Annotated in this window: 20 protein-coding genes; 16 read left to right on the top strand and 4 right to left on the bottom strand. The window is 42.5% G+C overall.

Going from position 1 to position 21,356, the window contains the following annotated elements; all coding sequences use genetic code 11:
• Positions 1-2: 2 nt before the first annotated feature.
• The 16 genes from nadD to D1151_RS07730 all read left to right on the top strand — a co-directional run bounded on the left by nadD (position 3) and on the right by D1151_RS07730 (position 17,704).
• Positions 3-614 carry a nicotinate-nucleotide adenylyltransferase gene (gene nadD / locus D1151_RS07805; protein ID WP_161908514.1) on the top strand — a complete coding sequence of 204 codons (612 nt, stop codon included), beginning with the start codon at positions 3-5 and terminating at the stop codon, positions 612-614.
• On the top strand, positions 583-1,167 hold the full coding sequence (gene yqeK, locus D1151_RS07800) for a bis(5'-nucleosyl)-tetraphosphatase (symmetrical) YqeK (RefSeq protein WP_161908513.1): 585 nt from the start codon (positions 583-585) through the stop codon (positions 1,165-1,167). Before nadD ends, yqeK begins: the two co-directional genes overlap by 32 nt.
• Positions 1,157-1,501, top strand: a complete 345-nt coding sequence (gene rsfS / locus D1151_RS07795) for a ribosome silencing factor (protein ID WP_160202626.1) — start codon at positions 1,157-1,159, stop codon at positions 1,499-1,501. The genes yqeK and rsfS overlap by 11 nt, the downstream gene beginning before the upstream one ends.
• 8 nt (positions 1,502-1,509) lie before the next feature.
• Complete coding sequence (gene leuS, locus D1151_RS07790; protein WP_160202625.1) at positions 1,510-3,981, top strand: leucine--tRNA ligase; 2,472 nt, start codon at positions 1,510-1,512, stop codon at positions 3,979-3,981.
• Positions 3,982-3,991: 10 nt separating this feature from the next.
• Positions 3,992-5,803 (top strand): RNase J family beta-CASP ribonuclease, encoded by a 1,812-nt coding sequence (locus tag D1151_RS07785; RefSeq protein ID WP_160202624.1) that lies wholly within the window; start codon positions 3,992-3,994, stop codon positions 5,801-5,803.
• Positions 5,804-5,968: 165 nt separating this feature from the next.
• Complete coding sequence (locus D1151_RS07780) at positions 5,969-6,307, top strand: YlbF family regulator (RefSeq protein ID WP_160201452.1); 339 nt, start codon at positions 5,969-5,971, stop codon at positions 6,305-6,307.
• 69 nt (positions 6,308-6,376) lie between these two features.
• Complete coding sequence (gene efp, locus D1151_RS07775) at positions 6,377-6,937, top strand: elongation factor P (RefSeq protein WP_160201462.1); 561 nt, start codon at positions 6,377-6,379, stop codon at positions 6,935-6,937.
• A 90-nt stretch (positions 6,938-7,027) separates the two neighbouring features.
• Complete coding sequence (gene mltG, locus D1151_RS07770) at positions 7,028-8,074, top strand: endolytic transglycosylase MltG (protein WP_160201451.1); 1,047 nt, start codon at positions 7,028-7,030, stop codon at positions 8,072-8,074.
• Position 8,075: 1 nt separating this feature from the next.
• The gene (locus tag D1151_RS07765) at positions 8,076-8,741 is read left to right on the top strand and encodes an O-methyltransferase (RefSeq protein ID WP_160201450.1); all 666 of its coding nucleotides are present in this window, start codon (positions 8,076-8,078) and stop codon (positions 8,739-8,741) included.
• Positions 8,734-9,966, top strand: coding sequence for a U32 family peptidase (locus tag D1151_RS07760; RefSeq protein WP_160201449.1), 1,233 nt, complete (start codon positions 8,734-8,736; stop codon positions 9,964-9,966). The genes D1151_RS07765 and D1151_RS07760 overlap by 8 nt, the downstream gene beginning before the upstream one ends.
• A gap of 28 nt (positions 9,967-9,994) precedes the next feature.
• A complete protein-coding gene (locus tag D1151_RS07755; RefSeq protein ID WP_161908512.1) occupies positions 9,995-11,293 on the top strand; it encodes a hemolysin family protein in 1,299 nt (432 codons plus the stop codon).
• Complete coding sequence (locus D1151_RS07750) at positions 11,277-13,901, top strand: translation factor GTPase family protein (RefSeq protein ID WP_161908511.1); 2,625 nt, start codon at positions 11,277-11,279, stop codon at positions 13,899-13,901. Before D1151_RS07755 ends, D1151_RS07750 begins: the two co-directional genes overlap by 17 nt.
• Positions 13,902-14,033: 132 nt before the next feature.
• Positions 14,034-14,867, top strand: a complete 834-nt coding sequence (locus D1151_RS07745) for an ABC transporter ATP-binding protein (RefSeq protein WP_160201446.1) — start codon at positions 14,034-14,036, stop codon at positions 14,865-14,867.
• Complete coding sequence (locus D1151_RS07740; RefSeq protein WP_202620401.1) at positions 14,867-15,598, top strand: ABC transporter permease; 732 nt, start codon at positions 14,867-14,869, stop codon at positions 15,596-15,598. Before D1151_RS07745 ends, D1151_RS07740 begins: the two co-directional genes overlap by 1 nt.
• A 33-nt stretch (positions 15,599-15,631) precedes the next feature.
• On the top strand, positions 15,632-16,615 hold the full coding sequence (locus tag D1151_RS07735; protein ID WP_161908510.1) for a M14 family zinc carboxypeptidase: 984 nt from the start codon (positions 15,632-15,634) through the stop codon (positions 16,613-16,615).
• Positions 16,616-16,738: 123 nt separating this feature from the next.
• Positions 16,739-17,704 carry a D-alanyl-D-alanine carboxypeptidase family protein gene (locus D1151_RS07730; protein WP_161908509.1) on the top strand — a complete coding sequence of 322 codons (966 nt, stop codon included), beginning with the start codon at positions 16,739-16,741 and terminating at the stop codon, positions 17,702-17,704.
• A gap of 501 nt (positions 17,705-18,205) precedes the next feature.
• Here the strand turns inward: D1151_RS07730 and D1151_RS07725 are convergent.
• From D1151_RS07725 to D1151_RS07710, 4 genes are all read right to left on the bottom strand, one after another.
• Positions 18,206-18,508, bottom strand: coding sequence for a LysM peptidoglycan-binding domain-containing protein (locus D1151_RS07725; protein ID WP_161908508.1), 303 nt, complete (start codon positions 18,506-18,508; stop codon positions 18,206-18,208).
• A gap of 154 nt (positions 18,509-18,662) precedes the next feature.
• Positions 18,663-19,199, bottom strand: coding sequence for a flavodoxin family protein (locus D1151_RS07720; protein WP_160201442.1), 537 nt, complete (start codon positions 19,197-19,199; stop codon positions 18,663-18,665).
• 12 nt (positions 19,200-19,211) lie between these two features.
• Positions 19,212-19,985 carry a TVP38/TMEM64 family protein gene (locus D1151_RS07715; RefSeq protein WP_160201441.1) on the bottom strand — a complete coding sequence of 258 codons (774 nt, stop codon included), beginning with the start codon at positions 19,983-19,985 and terminating at the stop codon, positions 19,212-19,214.
• A gap of 18 nt (positions 19,986-20,003) precedes the next feature.
• On the bottom strand, positions 20,004-21,293 hold the full coding sequence (locus tag D1151_RS07710) for a methionine gamma-lyase family protein (RefSeq protein ID WP_160201440.1): 1,290 nt from the start codon (positions 21,291-21,293) through the stop codon (positions 20,004-20,006).
• Positions 21,294-21,356 lie beyond the last annotated feature (63 nt).

The following is a 21,356-nucleotide window of genomic DNA, read 5'->3' as shown; positions in this document are numbered from 1 at the left end:
TCATGAGTGATATCGGAATATTAGGCGGATCCTTTGATCCATTCCATAACGGGCATTTATCCATCGCAAAGGCTGCAATGCGCGAATGTGGCCTTTCGCAGATTATTCTTCTGCCTGCAAAGGTGCAGCCCTTTAAATTGGGACGTCACATGGCTGCAGAGGAGGACAGGGTCAATATGGTCAGTCTAATTGCCCATCAGAATCAAAATTTTGTTGTATCCACTGTGGAGGCATTCAGCGAAGAGATTTCTTATACTTATAAGACGCTGCAGACATTGAAATGTCAGTACCCCAAAGACCGCCTTCACTTTATTCTTGGTACAGACTCGTTTCTCAGTTTGGAAACGTGGTATAAGGGGGCTGATCTTTTGCGGGAGTTTCCTTTCGTTGTCGGTGTAAGACCAGGTTATAAGGAAAGTGAAACTATTGAGATGGTTGAGAAAGTACGCCGCTGTTATGATGCGAAGATTAAAATTTTGCACAACAAAATTTTGGAAGTATCTTCCACGGAAATTAAAGAAAATATAAAAGCAGGAAAATCTATCAGATCGTTGGTACCTTTTCCGATAGAAAGGTATATCCATGAACACAGACTCTATCAAGACGTATATTGAGAAGAATTTTTCAGAGAAGAGAAAACTTCACACAGAAGGCGTCAGAGTTACTGCGATGAATCTTGCGAAAAAATATGGTGCAGATCCCGAAAAAGCAGAGGTTGCGGCATTGTTTCACGATATGTATCGGGGCGTTAGCGTCGATGTACTGAATTACTATGTAAAACATCTGGGACTTTCTGAAATCTATCTGAACAACGGCAATCTGGCCCACGGAAAAATTGCCGCTATCGTGATGGAACGGGATTTTGAGATAACAGATTCGGATATTATTAATGCGGTCAGCTATCATACGACAGGACGACCTGCCATGAGCGCGCTTGAAAAAGTAATCTATATTGCAGATGCCATTGAGCCAAATCGAAATTATCCGGGTGTAGAGGAGATCCGACAGGCGGCAGAAGAAGATTTAGATAAGGCGTGTTTACTTTCTCTGAGCAGAACCATAGAATATGTTCGGCAGCAGGGAAATTTCCTTGATACAGACACGATTGCTGCCAGAGATTATTTACAGAAACAATATGCCATAAAGGAGAACGAAAATGGACAATAAAAGTTTTGCGCTGCTTGCGGCGAAAACCTTAGATGACAAAAAAGCGCTTGATATTGCTGTCATCGATATCATGGAAAAAGCAACATTTGCAGACTATCTGGTGATTGCAACCGGTAATTCAGAGAGACAGGTAAATAGCCTGGTTGATGAAGTAGAAGATCAGTTTGCAAAAGAAGGACTTCTTGTAAAGAACATTGAAGGAAAGCAGAACTCCGGCTGGGTTTTGATGGACTTTGGCGATATCATCGTCAATATCTTTACAAAAGAAATGCGAGAAAAATATAATATCGAAAAGGTGTGGGGCGACTGCAGCTTTTTAGATTTGGAGGATTAATAAAAGCAATGAACGAAAAATACAACTTTAAAGAAATTGAAAGTAAATGGCAAAAGCACTGGAAAGAGAATGATTCTTTCAAAACTGACATTGATGAGAGCAAGGAAAAGTACTATGTGCTGGAAATGTTCCCTTATCCTTCGGGAAAACTGCACATGGGACATGTGAGAAACTATTCTATCGGTGATGTCATTGCAAGATGCAAGGCAATGCAGGGATTCAACGTGCTGCACCCGATGGGCTTTGACTCCTTTGGACTTCCTGCTGAAAATGCAGCGATTAAACACGGCGTGGAACCGAGCAAATGGACCTGGGACAATATCCACGAAATGGAAGCGCAGCTTGACCAGCTGGGGCTTGCTTATGACTGGGACAGAGAGGTGCAGACCTGCAATCCGGATTATTACAAGTGGATGCAGTGGATCTTTATTCAGTTCTACAACAAGGGCCTTGCCTATAAGAAGGAAAATCCTGTAAACTGGTGCCCGAGCTGCCAGACTGTACTTGCCAATGAGCAGGTCGTGGATGGCTGCTGCGAAAGATGTAAATCACCGGTTGGAAAGAAGAATCTTTCCCAGTGGTACTTCAAAATTACAGACTATGCTGACAGACTTTTGAACAACCTTGACAAGCTGGAAGGCTGGCCTAACAAGGTTAAGGTCATGCAGAAAAACTGGATCGGAAAGTCCATCGGTGCGGAAATCGATTTTACAATTGATGAAACTGATAAGTTGTTAAAAGTATTTACCACTCGCGCTGATACGCTCTTTGGTGTTACTTACATGGTTATGGCGCCAGAACACCCATATGTAATGGACCTTGTAAAGGGTACAGAATACGAAGCGCCAGTTCTTGCATATCTGGACAAAGTACAGCATATGAACGACATCGAAAGAACTTCCACCACCAACGAGAAGACTGGTGTATTCATCGGAAAATACGCAGTCAATCCGGTCAACGGAAAGAAAGTTCCGATTTTTATTTCTGACTATGTGCTGATGGGTTATGGAACAGGTGCCATCATGGCGGTACCTGCTCACGACCAGAGAGATTTCGACTTTGCAAAGAAGTTTGATTTAGAAATTATTCCGGTTGTAGATTCTAACAATCCAGAAATTGATGTTCATGACTTGAAGGAGGCCTTTGCCGCAGAAGGTACTATGATTAACTCCGGCAAGTTTGATGGTATGAACAATCAAGAAGCTATCGGTGCAGTTATCGAATGGCTTAGCGAAGAAGGTATCGGTAAGAAAACTGTCAACTACAGGCTCCGTGACTGGCTGATTTCAAGACAGAGATACTGGGGTACTCCGATTCCGATGATTTACTGCGAAGAGTGCGGCTGGGTTCCTGAAAAAGAAGAAAACCTGCCGGTGCTGCTTCCGACTGACGTAGAATTTACCGGAAAAGGCGAGTCTCCACTGACCACTTCCAAAACCTTTGGCAAGTGCACTTGTCCGAAGTGCGGAAAAGAAGCCAGAAGAGAGATGGATACCATGGATACTTTCCTGGATTCCTCCTGGTATTTCCTCCGATACTGCGATCCGAAGAATCAGGAAATAGCTTTTGCCAAGGACAAAGTCGACTACTGGATGGATGTTGACCAGTACATCGGCGGTGTAGAACATGCGATTTTACATCTGATGTACGCAAGATTCTTCCAGATGGCACTTTATGACCTGGGACTGACCAAACACGAAGAACCGTTCAAGAACCTGCTTACACAGGGCATGGTAAACAAGGACGGCAAGAAGATGAGTAAGTCACTGGGTAACGTTGTCAGCCCTGAAGAAATTATCAACAAATACGGCGCTGATACTGCAAGATTATTCATTCTCTTTGCAGCACCGCCGGAAAGAGAGTTGGATTGGTCCGATGCAGGGGTAGAAGGAAGCTACCGTTTCCTAAACCGTGTATATCGTCTGGTTTATGATTTCACCCAGAATTATCAGGGCACAGGTGGTGCATACGAAATCAAAACAGACGCAGATAAGGAATTGAATTATGTCCTCAATACTACTATCAAGAAAGTAACCGACGATGTAGGAGGAAGATTCAGCTTCAATACAGCCATCAGTTCTATTATGGAACTTGTCAATGCGCTGTACAGATATAAAGAATTGGAAGACGCAAACCAGGACTTCATGAAGAAGGCAATCGATACACTGGTTATCATCCTTTCACCGTTTACACCGCACATTTGCGAAGAAATGTGGCAGACTCTGGACGGCACTAAGACCTTGACCGAGGTTAGCTGGCCTGCATACGATGAAGCTGCACTGGTGAAAGATATGGTTGAAATTGTAGTTCAGGTGAACGGAAAATTAAAAGAGAAATTAAATGTAGCAAATAATTTAACAAGAGAAGAACTGGAAAAAACTGCGCTTTCTGATGACAAAGTAAAAGCTTTGACAGAGGGCAAGAATGTGGTAAAAGTCATTGCAGTCCCTAATAAGCTTGTAAATATTGTTATAAAGTAGAGGGGAGTATATGAGAGATTACAACAGTAAGAAGCCGCAAGCTAAAAAAGCGGCTGTCCGGAGACCGCAGAATAAAGAGGTTTTGCCGCTAAAGAAGTCTACGAAAAAATCCTCACCAAGAAAAAATGTAATGAGGACAGTGAAGCCTGCGCAGCAGACGAAAAAGGCAGAAAACCTGAAAGTTATTCCAATCGGAGGTCTCAATGAAATAGGTAAAAACCTGACGGTTTTAGAATATAAAGACCAGATATTACTCATTGACTGCGGCATGTCTTTTCCAGAAGATGAAATGTACGGCATTGACGTCGTCATTCCAGATTTCAGCTATCTGGTAAAGAATGCGAAAAAAATTGTAGGTATGGTAATTACCCACGGTCACGAAGACCATATCGGCGCAATCCCATATCTTTTAAAACAGATTCAGGTACCGATCTATGGAACCAGGTTAACCCTTGGACTCATAGAAAATAAACTGAAGGAACACGGACTGAAAGCAAAATTTCATATTGTAAAAGCTGGAGAAAAATTTAAAGTAGGAGAATTTAAGGTAGAGGCAATTAGAACTACTCATTCCATTGCGGACGCCATCTGTCTGTACATTCAGACACCGGCTGCGACCCTGTTTCATACAGGAGATTTCAAAATTGACTACACGCCGATTGATGGCGAACCGATTGATTTAGCAAAGTTTGCTGAAATCGGAAGACGCGGCGTAGATTTAATGCTTGCAGACAGTACTAATGTGCTCAGAAAAGGCTACACTGCCTCTGAACGAGTGGTAGGTCAGACGCTGGATGGTATTTTCAGAGAGGCAAAGAATCGAATTATTATTGCCACTTTCTCTTCCAACGTCCATAGAGTACAGAAAATTGTAGAACTTGCTGCAAAATACGGCAGAAAAGTAGCTGTTTCCGGCAGAAGTATGGACAATGTAGTAAATCTGGCAAGTGAACTTGGCTATCTGCATTTTCCTGCAGGCACCTACGTAGACCTGAATAAGACCAGAAATATTCCTGACAACCAGTTGGTGATTATTACTACGGGAAGTCAGGGTGAACCGATGTCTGCGCTGTCGAGGATGGCAAATGATGAGCATCGCAGTGTAAAGCTGAAAAAGGGCGATACTGTGATTCTGTCTTCGACGCCGGTTCCGGGAAATGAAAAGACCGTATCAACGGTCGTAAACAGACTTTACGAAAAAGAAGTAGAAGTCATCTATAACGATATAGCGGATATTCATGTTTCCGGTCACGCCTGTCAGGAAGAACTGAAGCTGATTCATACGCTGATCAAACCAAAGTTTTTCATGCCCGTACACGGTGAACACAGACATTTAGTGCAGCATGCAGCTCTGTCTGAATCCATAGGCATGAAAAAGAAGAATATTTTTATCTTGTCTAATGGAGATCAGCTCACTGTGGATAAGCGCAATGCAACGAAGTTCCAGAATGTTGTCAGCGCAGAAGATGTATTGGTTGACGGTCTGGGTGTGGGTGATATTGGAAATATCGTTCTTCGGGACAGAAAACTGCTCTCCGAATCCGGTTTGATTATTGTGGTTGCAGCCATCGACAGAGCTAGCGGAGAGGTGATTTCAGGACCAGATATTGTTTCTCGTGGTTTTGTCTATGTCAGAGAGAACGAGGATCTAATCAACGATGCCAGAGCTGTGGCAAGACAATCTCTGGAAGATACTCTATCGGGAAATGGCAGCAAAGACTGGAGTGCCATTAAGAACAACGTAAGAGAAGACCTTCGGAAATTCATCTTCCGAAAAACCAAGAGAAGTCCAATCATCCTTCCGATTTTCCTGGATGTATAATGGTCCTGCCCCAAGAAAACGAGCGAAGCGAAGTTTGCTTGGCAAGGCAGACCTTATGCTTTTGCGTCCCAAGAGAATGAGCTAAGCGAAATTCGATTGGGTAGACGCTAGTCGTATAATGGTCCTGCCCCAAGAAAACGAGCGGCAGTATTAAGGAGGTAACACATGAACGTTTATGATCAGGCTCACGGACTTGCCAAAGCAATCAGAGAGTCCGAAGAGTTTAAACAGTACGATCAGCTGAAAAAAGTAGTTGATCAGAATGAGGAACTTGCTTCGATGATTAAAGATTTTCAGGCTAAGCAATTTGAAGTGCAGGCAAAGCAGATGATGGGCGATGACAGTGCGTCAGGCATGATGCAGTCTGTGCAGGATCTCTATCAGATTATCATGAAAGATCCTATGGCAGCTCAGTATATGCAGGCGGAGATGCGCTTTTCCCTGATGATGAATGATGTCTATAAGATTTTGGGCGAAGTAATGGGTATTGGCAATATGCAGTAAATCTGTTATAATACCGATAGAGTTTATTTTATTAAATTGTTTTATATTGAAGAAAGTGAGAATAGACCGATGATTTATGCAAGTGATTTTAGAAAAGGCAGAACATTTCAGATTAATGGAGAACCTCATGTAGTTCTTGATTTCATGCACGTAAAGCCGGGCAAGGGCGCAGCGTTTGTAAGAACCAAGTACAAGAACATCATTACTGGTGCTACCAGAGAAGAAGCGTTCAATCCTGACGATAAGTTTGAAGAAGCAATTATCGAAACCAAGAAGATGCAGTACCTGTACAATGATGGAGATTTGTATTACTTCATGGACGGAGAAACTTATGAGCAGGTTCCTGTTGCCTACGATATGGTAGAGGATGCAATCAAGTACATGAGAGAAAACGATGAAGCAACATTGAAATTCTATAAAGGCGAACCGTTCATCGTAGAAGCCCCGAATTTTGTTGATTTGGTAGTTACCGAAACCGAACCAGGTGTAAAAGGCAACACTGCTACAAACGTTACAAAGGCTGCTACAGTAGAAACAGGCGCAGTCGTTCAGGTTCCAATCTTCATCGAAGAAGGTGAAAAGATTCAGATTGATACCAGAAGTGGAGAGTATCTGGGAAGAGCAAAATAATTTGCAAAGCATAATTCAAAGATGAAGGGACGAAGCTTTCGTCCCTTTCTTTTTCATCACACCAGGAAGCACGAAAAGAGGTAAGGGACATTGAAAAAATCCAAAATCATTATTATAGCAATCGCCGTAGTTCTTATCGTTATTGCCGCCGCGGGATATCTTTTTTATCAGAATGGTCTCAATGCAGCAAAGCCAGGAGATACAGAGCCGGTTACTGTCAGCATTCCATCGGGCAGCGGGGCTTCTGCAATCGTAGAAATTCTGGATGAAAATGGTCTAATCAAGAATAAGACCTGCGCTAAAATTCACGTGCGTATAGCAGGGTATGATTCATTGCAGGCCAACACCTATATCTTTAATAAAAGTATGAACTTACTGGAAATCATGGATGCTATCAATACCGGAAACTTTGCCTACCTGTCCAAGAATGCATTTACAGTTATTGAAGGCGCTACCGTGCCGCAGGCTGCAGAAGCGATGGCTGAAGGACTTCCTTTTACCGCTGAAGAAGTTTTGAAAAAATGGAACAGCAAGAAATATCTTCGCCAGCTCATCGAAAAATACTGGTTCCTTACTGACGAAATTCTGCAAAGTGGCATTATGTTTCCGCTCGAAGGATATATCTATCCTGAAACTTACTTTGTGAGCGATGAAAATCCGTCCATCGAACAGGTAACAGAGATGATTTTGGATAAGACAGAGGAAGAACTGACAGCAAGAAAAGGTGCTATTACTGAAATGGGAATGACGGTTCATGAGTTTTTAGCTCTGACTTCTATTGTTGAAAACGAATCCCTTTTTGAAAAGGACAGACCAATTATTGCAGGAGTTTTTGTCAATCGTCTTGCAAAGGATATGACACTACAAAGTGATATCACGGTTCTTTATGCCCTGCAGGAAAAGCGGGTTGACGTAACTTATGAAGATTTAGAGGTTGATTCAAAATACAACACCTATAAATACGCAGGACTCCCTGTAGGACCTGTTTGCTCACCGTCTGCGCCTGCTATGGATGATCTTTTAAACTACGAAAAATCCGACTATCTCTATTTCTTTGCAACTGAGGACGGAAAAGTGCTTTATTCAAAGACTTTAGAGGAGCATAATAAAGTCGTAAGGGAAAACATGTGGTACTGATATGAACATCACCAATGATATCGTAACAGAATATTTGACTAGCTTTTACAGAGCGGTAAGCGAAGAGCTTGCACTGCTTCGGGAAATAGGAGAAAGAGACCGGGTTCCTATCATTTTGCGGGAAACAGAGATGTATCTAAATACGCTGCTTTCTCTCACGAGACCGAAAAAAATTTTGGAGATAGGAACTGCAATCGGCTATTCAGCGCTATATTATGCCGAAATGTGTCCAGCGGCTGAAATTTACACCATCGAAAAGGATGAAGCTGCTTGGAATGCTGCCAGACACAATATTTCAGCCGCAGGAAAGACTGTGCAGATACACAGCCTCTTCGGTGACGGGCAGGAGCAGATAGAAAAACTGCGGGATCAAGGCTGCTGTGACTTTGATTTTGTCTTTATCGATGCTGCGAAGAGCCATTATAAGCGGTTTTTAGATGCGGCGCTTTCTGTATGCAGAGAAGGGGCAGTTATTGTTTCCGACAATATTCTGCAGAAAGCCATGACGGCTTCTGATGCTTATGACCCACAGAACAAACACAAAACTAACATTAGACGAATGAGAGAATATCTCACCTATATTACCAGTGACAATACCTTGCAGACGTCTCTTCTCAGCATAGGAGATGGTCTTGCAGTAACAATTTACAGAGGAGAACATGAATAAAGAACAGTTTGAACTGCTTGCGCCTGCAGGCGATTTGGAAAAATTAAAGACAGCCATTATTTATGGTGCAGACGCTGTGTATTTCGGCGGCGAAATGTTCAGTTTACGAGCAGGAGCAGGCAACCTGACCATTGAAGAAATGAAAGAGGGCATTGCGTTCGCCCATGAAAGGGGAAAACGCTGTTATCTTACCATCAATATCTTTGCCCATAACGAGGATATTGAGCCGTTGACTTCTTATCTGCAGCAGATTAAAGATTTGGGGCTTGACGCTTTTATTGTGTCTGACCCGGGCATTGTAGATCTGATTCAGGAAGTGATTCCTGCTGCTGAGATACACCTGAGCACTCAGGCAAATATGACTAACTACAGAACGGCCGGATTCTGGCATAAATTAGGCGTAAAACGACTGGTTTTAGCCAGGGAACTGACACTGCCGGAAATCAGACAGATCCGTGAGAATATCCCACCAGAAATGGAAATAGAGGCTTTTGTTCATGGGGCAATGTGCATATCTTATTCAGGAAGATGTCTTCTCAGCAACTTTATGATTGAACGCGATGCCAACAGAGGTATGTGCGCTCATCCGTGTCGCTGGAAATATGCCTTAGTAGAAGAAAAAAGACCGGGCGAATATTATCCGGTGGAAGAAGATGAACGAGGCACTTATATTCTCAATTCTAGGGATTTGTGTATGATAGAGCATATTCCGGAGATTGTTGGCTCAGGCATTATGTCTGCGAAAATCGAAGGCAGGATGAAAAGTATCTTTTACGTGGCGACAGTAGTTCACGCTTATAGAAAAGCAATTGATGCGTATTTTGCAGATCCTGAGCATTACAAGTTTGATGAAGACTGGATGCGTGAACTGAAAAAGGTAAGTCACAGAGAATTTACGACAGGATTTTATTTTCATCAGCCGACAAATAAAGATCAGAACTATCAGACCAGTGCATATACCAGAGAGTACAGCTTTGTAGGGCTTATAAAAGAATACGATGAAGAAACTGGTTTTGCTTTGGTAGAGCAGCGAAATAAGATGACCCTCGGCGAGGAAATTGAAATTTTTGGTCCTGATATTGATTTCTTTACGCAGAATATCACAGAAATGCTTGATGCGCAAACTGGTGAAAACCTTGAAAGCGCGCCGCACCCCCAGCAGCTTCTGAAAATGAAGATGGACCATCCGGTGAAACCTCACTATATTTTGAGAAAGAAAAAATAATTACCAAGTAATAAGGAGATGATTGAACATGACACCTGACCCCAGTAGCCTGCCGCTTGCGTTAAAAGTCACTTTTATGGTGCTTGCAATGGTTGGTAACGGCATTGCAGTTTTGATGAACACCGCTATGAACAGCGTAAACAGAAGCAAAATCAGACAAATGGCAACAGAAGAAAATGAAGTAGCAATACGTCTTGGAAATTTGCTTGCTTTACCGACCGATTATCGGTTTACGAACCGGCTGCTTAGTTACATTTTTATCGTTATCGGCGTATATTTTGCACTGGCACTGCCTCAGCACCCAATTCTTTCTGCGCTGGTTTACGTAACAGCGACCATCACTTTTAGTGAGTATTTTACTCGTAAGCTGGCGCAGCAGCACAGTGAATCTATTGCTATGAAGCTTTCCGCACTGCAGAAGTTCTTTGTCATCATATTAAAGCCATTTGTTGTAATATTGACTTTTATTGCAGATGTTTTTCTGAAGATGTTCAGACAGGAAACGAAGATTGAATACAGCGGATATTCCGAAGAGCAGGTAATGTCCATTTTAGAATCAGGGCAACAGAGTGGAGCAATCAAAGAAGAAGGTAAGAAGATGATCAATAGTATCTTCCAGTTTGATGACGAACTTGCCTATGAGATCATGACGCCTCGTACCGATGTGTTTCTTATCGACATCAATGATTCAACCGACGAGTATTTAGATGAGCTGATGGAACTACGCTATTCCAGAATTCCGGTATGTGAAGACGATACAGACAACATTATCGGTATTCTTCACATCAAGGACTATCTCATAAAAGCTAGAGAAACGGGATTTGACAAGGTGGATATTCGCTCTATTTTGCGCAAACCGTATTTTGTCCCTGAAACAAAGAATATCGACGCGCTGTTTTTTGAACTGCAGATTGAAAAGCAGCATATCGCCATTCTCATCGACGAATACGGCGGCTTCAGCGGTATTGTAACCATGGAGGACATCGTCGAAGAAATCGTAGGCGACATCGAAGACGAATATGATGAACAGGGGCACGTCATCAACAAGGTAGACGATAATAATTATTATTTAGATGGAAACGTTTATCTCAGTGACCTTTCTGAAGAGATCAATATCAATCTCGAATCTGAAAACAGCGAGACCATCGGAGGCTTTATCATTGATATTCTGGGAGAAATTCCGGAAGAAGGTGATGAAAACAGGGAGGTTGTCTTTGAAAACTACATCTTTACGATTCTCTCCGTAAAGGAGCGTCGTATTGAAAAAGTAAAGCTGCACATTGAAGAGCCTGAAAAGGAAATTTCGGAAGATGAATCAGAAGAATAATAAACCCACCCTTCCGCAAAGCAAAGCTTTAGGTGGGTACCCGGGAACCTTGTTGTACCCGGACAATAAGCTTACAATGGGCATTGTCGCTCATGTGGACGCCGGAAAGACAACTTTGTCTGAAGGCGTCCTTTATCAAAACGGCATTACCAGACAGATGGGAAGAGTGGACCATGGGGATTCTTTCCTCGATACGTTTGTGCTGGAAAAAAACCGCGGCATTACTATTTTCTCTAAGCAGGCAATTTTTCCACTGGGCGATAAGGAGGTTACACTCCTGGACACACCGGGTCATGTAGATTTTTCTGCAGAAATGGAACGAACCCTGCAGGTTCTAGATTATGCTATTCTTTTAATCAGCGGTCCTGACGGTGTGACCGGACAGGTGCTGACCCTATGGGAACTGCTTTCCCGCTACCACGTACCGACTTTTATTTTTATCAATAAAATGGATCAGCAAGGGATGGATTTATCCGCAATTATGGAGGAGGTTCAGGCTCGTTTAAGTGCGCAATGCGTACTGGCGGGCAGCGAGGCTTTCTATGAAAAGGCAGCGCTGTGTGATGAAGCTTTGCTGGAAGCCTATCTGGAAACAGGAAGAATACCAGCGGAATCATGCGCCGGGTTAATCAAAGAGCGAAAGCTGTTTCCATGCTATTACGGCTCTGCACTGAAAATGCAGGGCGTAGATACACTTCTTGAAGGTCTTGCAAATTACACGATCTGTCCAAATTATGGAAGCGATTTTGGTGCTATCATTTATAAAATCAGCAGAGACGAACAGGGCAATCGCCTAACGCATATGAAGATAACCGGCGGTAGCCTTTCTGTGAAGGAACAGATTGGAGAAAGCAAGGTTCATCAGATTCGAATTTATAACGGTAAAAAATATGAGGCAGTGCAGCAAGTGTCTGCTGGTACGGTCTGTGCTGTGACAGGTTTTGCTGACACTTTTTGTGGACAGGGACTGGGCTTTGAACCTGCCGGCATTGAGCCGTATCTGGATACTGTGCTCAGCTATGAGGTGCTGCTGCCGCCCGATTGGGAGCCTCATGAGGCTTATGAGAAATTTTTGCAGCTGTCAGAGGAACTGCCGGAGCTGCATACCTCTTGGAGCGAAGAAAGCAGCTGTCTGCGGATTCGTATGATGGGAGAAATTCAAGGAGAAATCTTAAAGAGTCTCGTCTCTGAACGCTTTGGAAAGTCTATCGAATTTGGAGAAGATACGGTTTTATACAAGGAAACTGTCGCAGATACAGTTGAAGGTGTAGGTCATTTTGAGCCTCTTCGCCACTATGCGGAGGTTCACTTGCTTCTCACGCCGCTTCCTTCCGGCAGCGGTATCGTTGTTGATACAGCTTGCAGTGAGGACACGCTGGACAGAAACTGGCAGCGACTGGTTATGACACATCTGAAGGAGAAAGTTCATACAGGCATTCTGACAAATTCACCTTTGACTGATATAAAAATTACGTTAACCACCGGTCGCGCCCATGTGAAGCACACGGAAGGTGGTGATTTTCGTCAGGCAACCTACAGAGCACTTCGTCACGGTCTCAGAAAAGCCGGCTGCAGACTTTTAGAGCCTTACTATGATTACCGGCTGGAACTGCCAACAGATTTTGTTGGCAGAGCCATGAATGATATTCAGAATATGCACGGAACCTGTGAACCGTCGTCTGCGGCTGGAAAAAACACCGTTTTAACCGGCAGAGCACCAGTTTCTACTATGAAGGACTATCAGAAGGATGTTACTTCCTATAGCAAAGGGCAGGGAAGACTTTACTGCACCTTGGCAGGATATTTTCCATGCCATAACGAAGAAGAGGTCGCACAAGCTGTCGGATATGAAGCCGATCGGGACCTGGAAAATCCCAGCGATTCTATCTTCTGTAAATCCGGCTCTGGTGTTAGTGTCCCTTGGCAGGAAGTTGAACAGTATATGCATCTGCCTCTTTCCTGGCAGCCTGAAAAAATACAGAAAAATGAAGGGTCTGTACGAGGTGGCAGTGAATCTCGCCAGTACAGCGACGAAGAGCTGGAAGCAGTATTTAAGCAGACCTATGGTACAAGTAAAAGAGAAACAAGTCGCTTTAAGAAAAGTGCCAGAATCATTACGGCAGAAAGCGGATTTTCCGGTCCCCGGATTAAAAGCGCCTATAATAACGCTTCTGCAGAGGAAGTGTTGTTGATTGATGGATATAACATGATATTTGCATGGGAAGAGTTAAAGGATATGGCTGCACTGAGTCTTGCAAGTGCCAGAGATTTACTGATTGAAATCCTTGGCAACTATCAGGGCTACAAAGAGAATCGAATCATCGTTGTCTTTGATGGTTACAAGAAACCAGGTAATCCCGGCACCACCCAGACTATTCATAATATGCAGATTATCTACACGAAAGAAGGCGAGACTGCAGACCAGTTTATCGAAAAATTTGTGCTGGAACATGTGAAAAAGCTGCGAATTACAGTTGCGACCTCCGATGGACTAGAGCAGATGATGATATTTGGTCAGGGAGCCCTTCGCATGTCAGCCAGAGAGCTTCGCATGCATATCATGGATACCAATGAAGAAATCAGGCAGAAATTCCTGCATAAGTTCTAAATACTACCATCTATTTGCAAAAAAACACCATTTATCATAAATGTCTTGAAATGGTGTTTCTTTTGTTGTAAAATGAAATGGTATGAGTATTTACATTAAATGTAAAATTTAGAACAAAAAGAGGTGGAAGAGATGGAACAGGCAATCAAAGTAACTCATTTATCGAAGCGATTTAAAGATACTGCTGCCTTATCAGACGTATCCTTTGAAATCAAAAAAGGCGAGATTTTTGGTTATCTTGGACCTTCAGGGGCAGGAAAAACAACGACAATCAAGCTTCTCAGCGGACAGCTTTCTGCTGACAGCGGAGAGATTTCGCTATTTGGCACATCGCCTTTTGATTCTGAAATTCGAGATAGAATTGGTATCATGAGTGATAACAGTGGTCTTTATGATAAGATGACTGTATATGAAAATCTGAAATTATTCGCAGATATTTATCAGGTTTCCAGAGAGAAAATCGATGACGTATTAAAGCGTATCGGTATGGAAGACGCAGTAAAGAAGCCGGTTGAAAAACTTTCAAAGGGTATGCGTCAGCGGCTTATTTTTGCGAGAACCATTCTGCATAATCCAGAGATACTCTTTCTCGATGAACCTACAGCGAATCTTGACCCTGCAACAGCAGAAGAAGTGCGCAGTCTGGTTTTACAGATGAAAGAGCAGGGAACAACAGTATTTTTGACAACGCACAACATGGAAGAGGCCAATGAACTCTGTGACCGCATTGCATTTCTCAATTGTGGGAAAATTATTGAGTGTGGAAGTCCATATGATCTGAAACTGAAATATGCTAAAAAACAAGTAAAAGTTACGACAGCTTCGGAAGAAGTGCTTTTACCGCTGGAAGCGGATAAACTTTCTGCATATCTTGCCGGTGCTGGTGAAATCAAGATGATTCATTCTATCGAACCAAGCCTAAAAGAAGTATTCTTAGCGCTGACAGAAGAAGGGGGGAGAGCATAATGGGAAAGAGAATTAGGATGCATGTACTTCGTACTTTGTTCAAAAAGGATATGAAAGGATGTTTCGGCAATCGAAGCATTCTAATCACACTGCTGCTTCCGGCTGTCTTTGCGTTGCTTTATACATATGTATTATCAGATATTACGGGACTTCCGGCTGATTATGTGCTGCTTCTTTGCAGTGTAATGGAGCTATCTATCATTCCGCTGACCGCGCTTTCCACGATGATTGCAGAAGAAAAGGAAAAGCATACCCTGCGTTCACTGATGATGGCTAATGTATCAGGCGCAGAATTTATCTTGAGCAAGGCTCTTGTATGTTTGCTGCTGCTTATTGTAGAGGGTGTGATTCTATTTTTTGTCTGTGGCGCCGATATGGCGGGATTTGCCGGGTATCTGTTTATTATGATTCTAGCCTCCCTTGCGATTATCTGCTTCGGTGCAGTGGTAGGCATTGCGGCAAAAGACCAAATGTCAGCTGGAACGCTGGGCTCTCCTTTGATGATGCTCATGTTAATGCCGCCGATTTTCGGGCAGTTTAGCGAACTCATTGGAAAGATTGCTAAGCTGTTTCCTACGATGTCACTTTATACAGTGTATCCGTCTGTTGCAGCAGGAGAGTCCCTTGTTCTAGCGGATAACCTCGTTGCAATTGGAGTATGTATTGTATGGATCATCGCAGGTGTCATTCTGTTTCAGAGGATTTATAAGAAAAAGGGCTTGGATGATTAATCGTTCAATTTTGAGTAGTGAGGATTATTTGCCATGGCAAAACGATTTATCATTATACTTTGCATTTTTCTTGCACTTCCTATAGAAACTTTCAGCGCCAGCAGCGATATCGTCAGTACCAGCGATAGCAAATATACCTACAGTGATTTTATAGAGGATCTGAATGCGCTGACCGATAAATATCCGGACAGACTCTCTAAAACTTATCTGGGTAAAACGGCTGATCGCAGAAGTTTGTACTGTGTCGTTCTTGGGAATCCCAAAGCAGAGAAACAGATTTTTGTGACCGCCGGTATCCACGGCAGGGAGTACATTAACAGCCAGCTGGTTATGGGTATGATTGAGTATTATTGTAGAAACTACAAATCAGGTCTTTATTGCGGCGTTTCTTACGAGGAACTTTTTGATTCAGTCAGTATCATCATCGTCCCTATGGCAAATCCTGACGGTATTGCAATCAGTGCCCTTGGACCTGACGCTATCAGAAATGCAACTCTTCGAAAAAAGATCAAGAAAATGCCGAGAACCGGAGCTTATTCCAACTGGCAGGCCAATGCAAGAGGGGTTGATTTAAATAGAAATTACAAGATGTACAGTACGTATCCAAGTACAAAGACTTATGCCAGTCAGTATTATCCGGGACCAAAGCGTTTTTCTGAGAATGAAACCCAGAGTATTTTAGCAGCTTTAGAAGACTGCTCCAATGTACAGGCTGTCATCAACTACCATAGTATGGGAGGGGTGATTTACTGGGGCTATCACAACAAAAGCTATAAGAAAAAGTGCTGGAGCTTTGTAAAACTGTTTCGCGACATGACCGGCTACAGCACCATTGATGAAAGCTACACTAAGGCGACATACGGGGATTTTGAGCATTACATCATGCATGAGTATAAAATTCCTTATGTATGTATCGAAAATGGAATCAGCGGCGTACCCGTTCCAAACAGAGAGTTTTCCTCAATATTTAAAAAGAATAAATTGGGCTTTGCTAAAGCTGCGTATCAGTACAGGTAGTAGGCAGGGCTTTGAAAAGACTGTTTTTACTTGAAAGTAGAGGCAGTCTTTTGTGTATTTATTTTTCGTAATTTTTTTATTGTAAACTAATAGGGTTTTGGTAGTAATTAGGAGGATTTAGCTATGAAACGAACTACAAAACTTTTACTCATATGTCTGCCGCTTCTCATGCTGTACAGCTGTAAAAATACAGAACCTGCGGCAACAATCGCTGCGCCGTCTGTCAGTGTGCAAAGCTTTCCGGGATCAGGAAAAATGCTGATTTCGTGGAAGCCTGTTGAAACCATAGAAAATGTAGACGGTTACGGTGTTTTTCGTGCAGACAGCAAAGACAGTGAATTTCAATGTTTGTACGAAACTGATAAAGTCGAAAATACGTTCCTTTATAACTACCTTGATACCGATAGAAAAGTAGGACAAACTTATTTTTACAAGGTAAAGAGGTATCATTTAGACGGTGAAAACAGGGTATACAGCGATACCGAAAGTCCTATTATATCTGTGAAAGCAGAACCATCAATCGCTAAAGACCCTGAAGATCCGCTAATGCTGGTAAATAATTCCTGCTGGCTTTCTGAGACCTATGTACCGTCAAATCTGGTTTCAGTCAGTGAATTTGCTATGAAAGCCATTGATGCAAAGAAAATTGTTCGAGATGCCTATGAAAAACTGTATCATGACGCAGAAAAAGCCGGTTTTGATATCAAAATCGTATCTGCGTATAGAGATTACGCACTACAGGAATATCTGTTTGCTTATTGGTGTGAAGTCGATGGGGAAGAACTGGCTCTAAGACTCAGCGCAAAGCCTGGAAGAAGTGAACATCAGACCGGCTATGCACTGGACGTATCCTGTGAATCTTCCGGTTGGGATCTTCTTGAAAGCTTTGGCAGCACACCTGAAGGAATATGGCTTGTTGAAAACTGTCACAAGTACGGTTTCATTATTCGCTACGAAAAAGATACAGAAGATATTACTGGATATGCTTATGAACCATGGCATTTAAGATATGTCGGTGAAAAAACTGCAGGAGAAATCAAGTCCCAAGGCATTACCTTAGAAGAATATCTGGGAGCTGGTATAAGATAAAAGGTGATTGGTCGTAAGTGTAATAACTATTCCTAAAATCATAATTTTGGGAATAGTTATGGAAGGTTTATGAACACTTTGCCAAAACCATATCAAAATACCTTAAGTTTCTAATCCAACATCAGCAAAATTTGTTCTCTAATCATCAATAATTTTTTTTTATTTTATCTTATCTTGTTTCATAAAACTTATCTTTAAAGATTCAAAATAAATCTTCATAGTTTCTGCTTTGCGTTTACATCTACTCACGTAATCACTTATGTTTTTTCTTAGACAAAAAACTCAGGACTTATGTGTAAAGGCACATATAGTCCTGAGTTTCGGAATGTCTTCTACTTAAAAGGAATTGGCGCAGCAGACATTCCTTTATGGGATAAAATTTCTGAAGCTCTAATTTGCGTTTTAAGCGATTTTATCGTGTGTAATCGATATCTTGGTCGACGAAAAAACTCGCTCAAAATGGTGTTTTTTCTAAATATGTCTAAATTCATAAAAGCAAGTTTATTGATATACCGGGACGACGATTTTCTGACCGGCTGTCAGTTCATCTGCGGTGATTTCGTTAATGTCACAGATATCCTCAACGATTCGGCGTGCGTCTGAACTGGTCGGTCCATATTCTGTGGCGATATCCCAGATGGTGTCGCCGGCTTCAATCTCAACTACGTTATATAAATCCTTGGAGGAACTGTTTGCGGTATTGAAACCCAGTAATGTTCCTGCAATAGTAACAAGACAAAGAATTAAAACTGTCATAAAAAATGTAAATCTGAATTTGGAAACTACTCTATATTTCTTGGTCATGTGTTCTCACCTCTCTAAACATTTGTTCGTTTTCTATATATTATCAGAATAAATGTTCTTTGTCAAGAGAAAAATAAACAAATGTTCGAAAATAGTATAATAAAAAACGTTCGCCCTGAAAACAGGCTGCGAACGCTTGCTTTTCCATATGAAATTATAAGGACTTTCCAAGAATATAAGCTTTTTCAGGATAGTCGGTCTGCTCGATATCCCCTTTCTCTGCACAGGCTATGGCATAAATTTGCCCTTTATCCTCCCACTTCAGATAGTGTATTGCCTCTTCGTAAACAGCCTGAATTCCTCTCGCCGTGCGAACATCTGTGTCTGCTGCAGTAACCAGCAGTGCAGATGATTTTTGAGCACCGCAGAGCATTTTATCGATACTGTAGAAGCGATCGATGACAGCTTTTATCTGAGAGGTAAACCCGGAATAATATACCGGCGATATGAAGACCACCATATCCGCAGAAAGCAGAGCCGGAATCAGCTCCTGCATATCATCCTCAAATACACAGACTGCGTCTCCTTGTCCACAGGCGTTACAGGCAATACAGCCATTCACTTCTTTCTGTGCAGCGTCAAAGCGATAAATGCTGTGGCCGGCTTCTTCTGCGCCCTTTATAAATGAATCTGCAAGAACAAAAGATGTTCCATTTTCATGAGGGCTTCCAGTTAAGACTACAATTTTCATTAAAACCTCCATTTATTTAGTAACTTTATCATAAAATTTATCAAGATATTGATTGATTTTATCTCTGTAAATGACGCAGAGAACAAATGCGATGACAGCAAAGGCGCCGATTACAGCCATTCCAATATAATGCTGTTTAAAATAGAATGCGCCAATCAAAAGGCTTCCTCCCATGCCGAAGACTCTTCCTGCCATAGAAAATGCCATAAATGCCTTAAATTTCATCTCGGAAACACCAGCAGCGTAGCTGACTACATCTTTCGGCAGCCCCGGAATCAGGTATAAAAGAAAGACTATGATATATGCCCTTTTGCTGTTCAGCCTGTCTATAAAATGGTTGATTCGTTCTTCGCCAAAGAACAGATGTACTGCGTCCTTTCCCAGAAGTCTCGCCAAATAGAAGGAAATCAGTGTGCCGAGAAAAGCACCTATCATGGAAAAAATCAGCCCTGGGATAAATCCGTACAAATATCCGGCGGCAAACTGAAATGCCTGTCCTGGAATCACGCTGATGACGATTTGCACCACCTGAATACCAATGTAGATGAAGATACTTTCAAATTTATATCTCTCCAAATAAGCAAGCACATCGTTAAAAGAACGGAACTGCTCGATAAAATCCCTCTGGCAAAAGATAATGTATAAAGGGATGCCGATTACAATGCCAGAAAGCACCGCCAGCTTTAAAATAGAAAGGATCAGCTTAGTTTTCTTCGCCTTTTTGATATTCTCCTTTACATCATCTTTTGTTTTATGCGCATTTTCTTTCCATGTTTCTTTGTCCATAAATTCCTCAAATCCCTTTTAAATATCTAATAACCCTTTTTTGTAAAGCTGCTGAATTGACTTAATCACGCCAAATTTTGAGTGCTCGTAGGTAAGTCCCCCTTGGAAATACACGATGTATGGCTCACGAATCGGCGCATCGGCGCTGAGCTCAATGGAAGAACCCTGAACAAAAGCGCCCGCGGCCATAACCACATCAGATTCATAACCCGGCATAGCCCAAGGCACAGGTGTTACGTGAGCGTCAATAGGTGCAGCCGCCTGAATTCCTTCGCAGAATGCAACTACAGCCTCTGGCGAACCCAGTTTCACAGACTGAATAATATCGCTGCGACTGTCGGAAACGCCTGGCCTGATTTCAAAACCCAGCATTTCATAAGCCTTTGCGCAGAGCATTGCACCTTTCACTGCCCCGTTTACAACCTTTGGTGCCATAAACAGTCCCTGCAAAATAGCGCGGGTCTGTCCGAAGGTAAGACCGCATTCTGCACCGATTCCCGGACAGGTCATGCGGTAAGAAATCTTGTCAATCAAATCTCTGCGTCCGCAGACATACCCGCCGGTCAAGGCAAGTCCGCCACCCGGATTCTTGATAAGAGAACCCGCTATCACGTCAATTCCAACGTTTGTAGGCTCTTTCACATCGAGAAACTCGCCGTAGCAGTTGTCCGCCATACAGACGATATCCGAATTGATGCCATGAACAAAATCAGCAACTTCTGCAATTTGGTTTACAGTAATTGAATTACGCCAACTATATCCGGTAGCTCGCTGAATGGAAACCATTTTGGTTTTATCTGAAATGGTTTTACCAAGGGTCTCAAGATCAATGGAACCGTCCGGCAGCAAGTCTACCTGTTTATAGGTTACGCCATATTCTTTGAGAGAACCCATGCCTTCACCGCGAATACCGATGACTTCTTCCAGGGTGTCGTAAGGACCACCACTGCAGTAAATCAGCTCATCGCCGGGACGAAGGATGCCCATTAGCGTAATCGCTAGAGCGTGAGTACCGTTTACGATGGTCGGACGAACCAAAGCAGCTTCTGTTCCAAAAATCTCTGCATAGACCTTTTCAACTGCCTCTCTTCCTGGATCATCGTAGCCGTATCCTGTATTCCAAGCAAAGTGCATATCCGCAATTCTGTGATTTTGCAGCGCCGACAGTACTTTATACTGGTTATATGCCATGATATCATCAAGGGTCTGGTAGGAGTCAGCAATCTCCTCCTCTGCCCTGTTTACAAGATTAAGAACCCTTGGGCTGATACCAAATTTTTCGATAAGTAGTTTGTCTGTGTAATTCATCTGTATTCTCCATTTATATTACAATTAAAATTATAAGCCTCTTTTCAGGTTTGTAAATCCCCC

The organism is Emergencia sp. 1XD21-10 (assembly GCF_009936045.1).
Taxonomy (GTDB): Bacteria; Bacillota; Clostridia; order Peptostreptococcales; family Anaerovoracaceae; genus Senimuribacter; species Senimuribacter intestinalis.
This window is presented reverse-complemented; position numbering and strand designations above follow the sequence as displayed.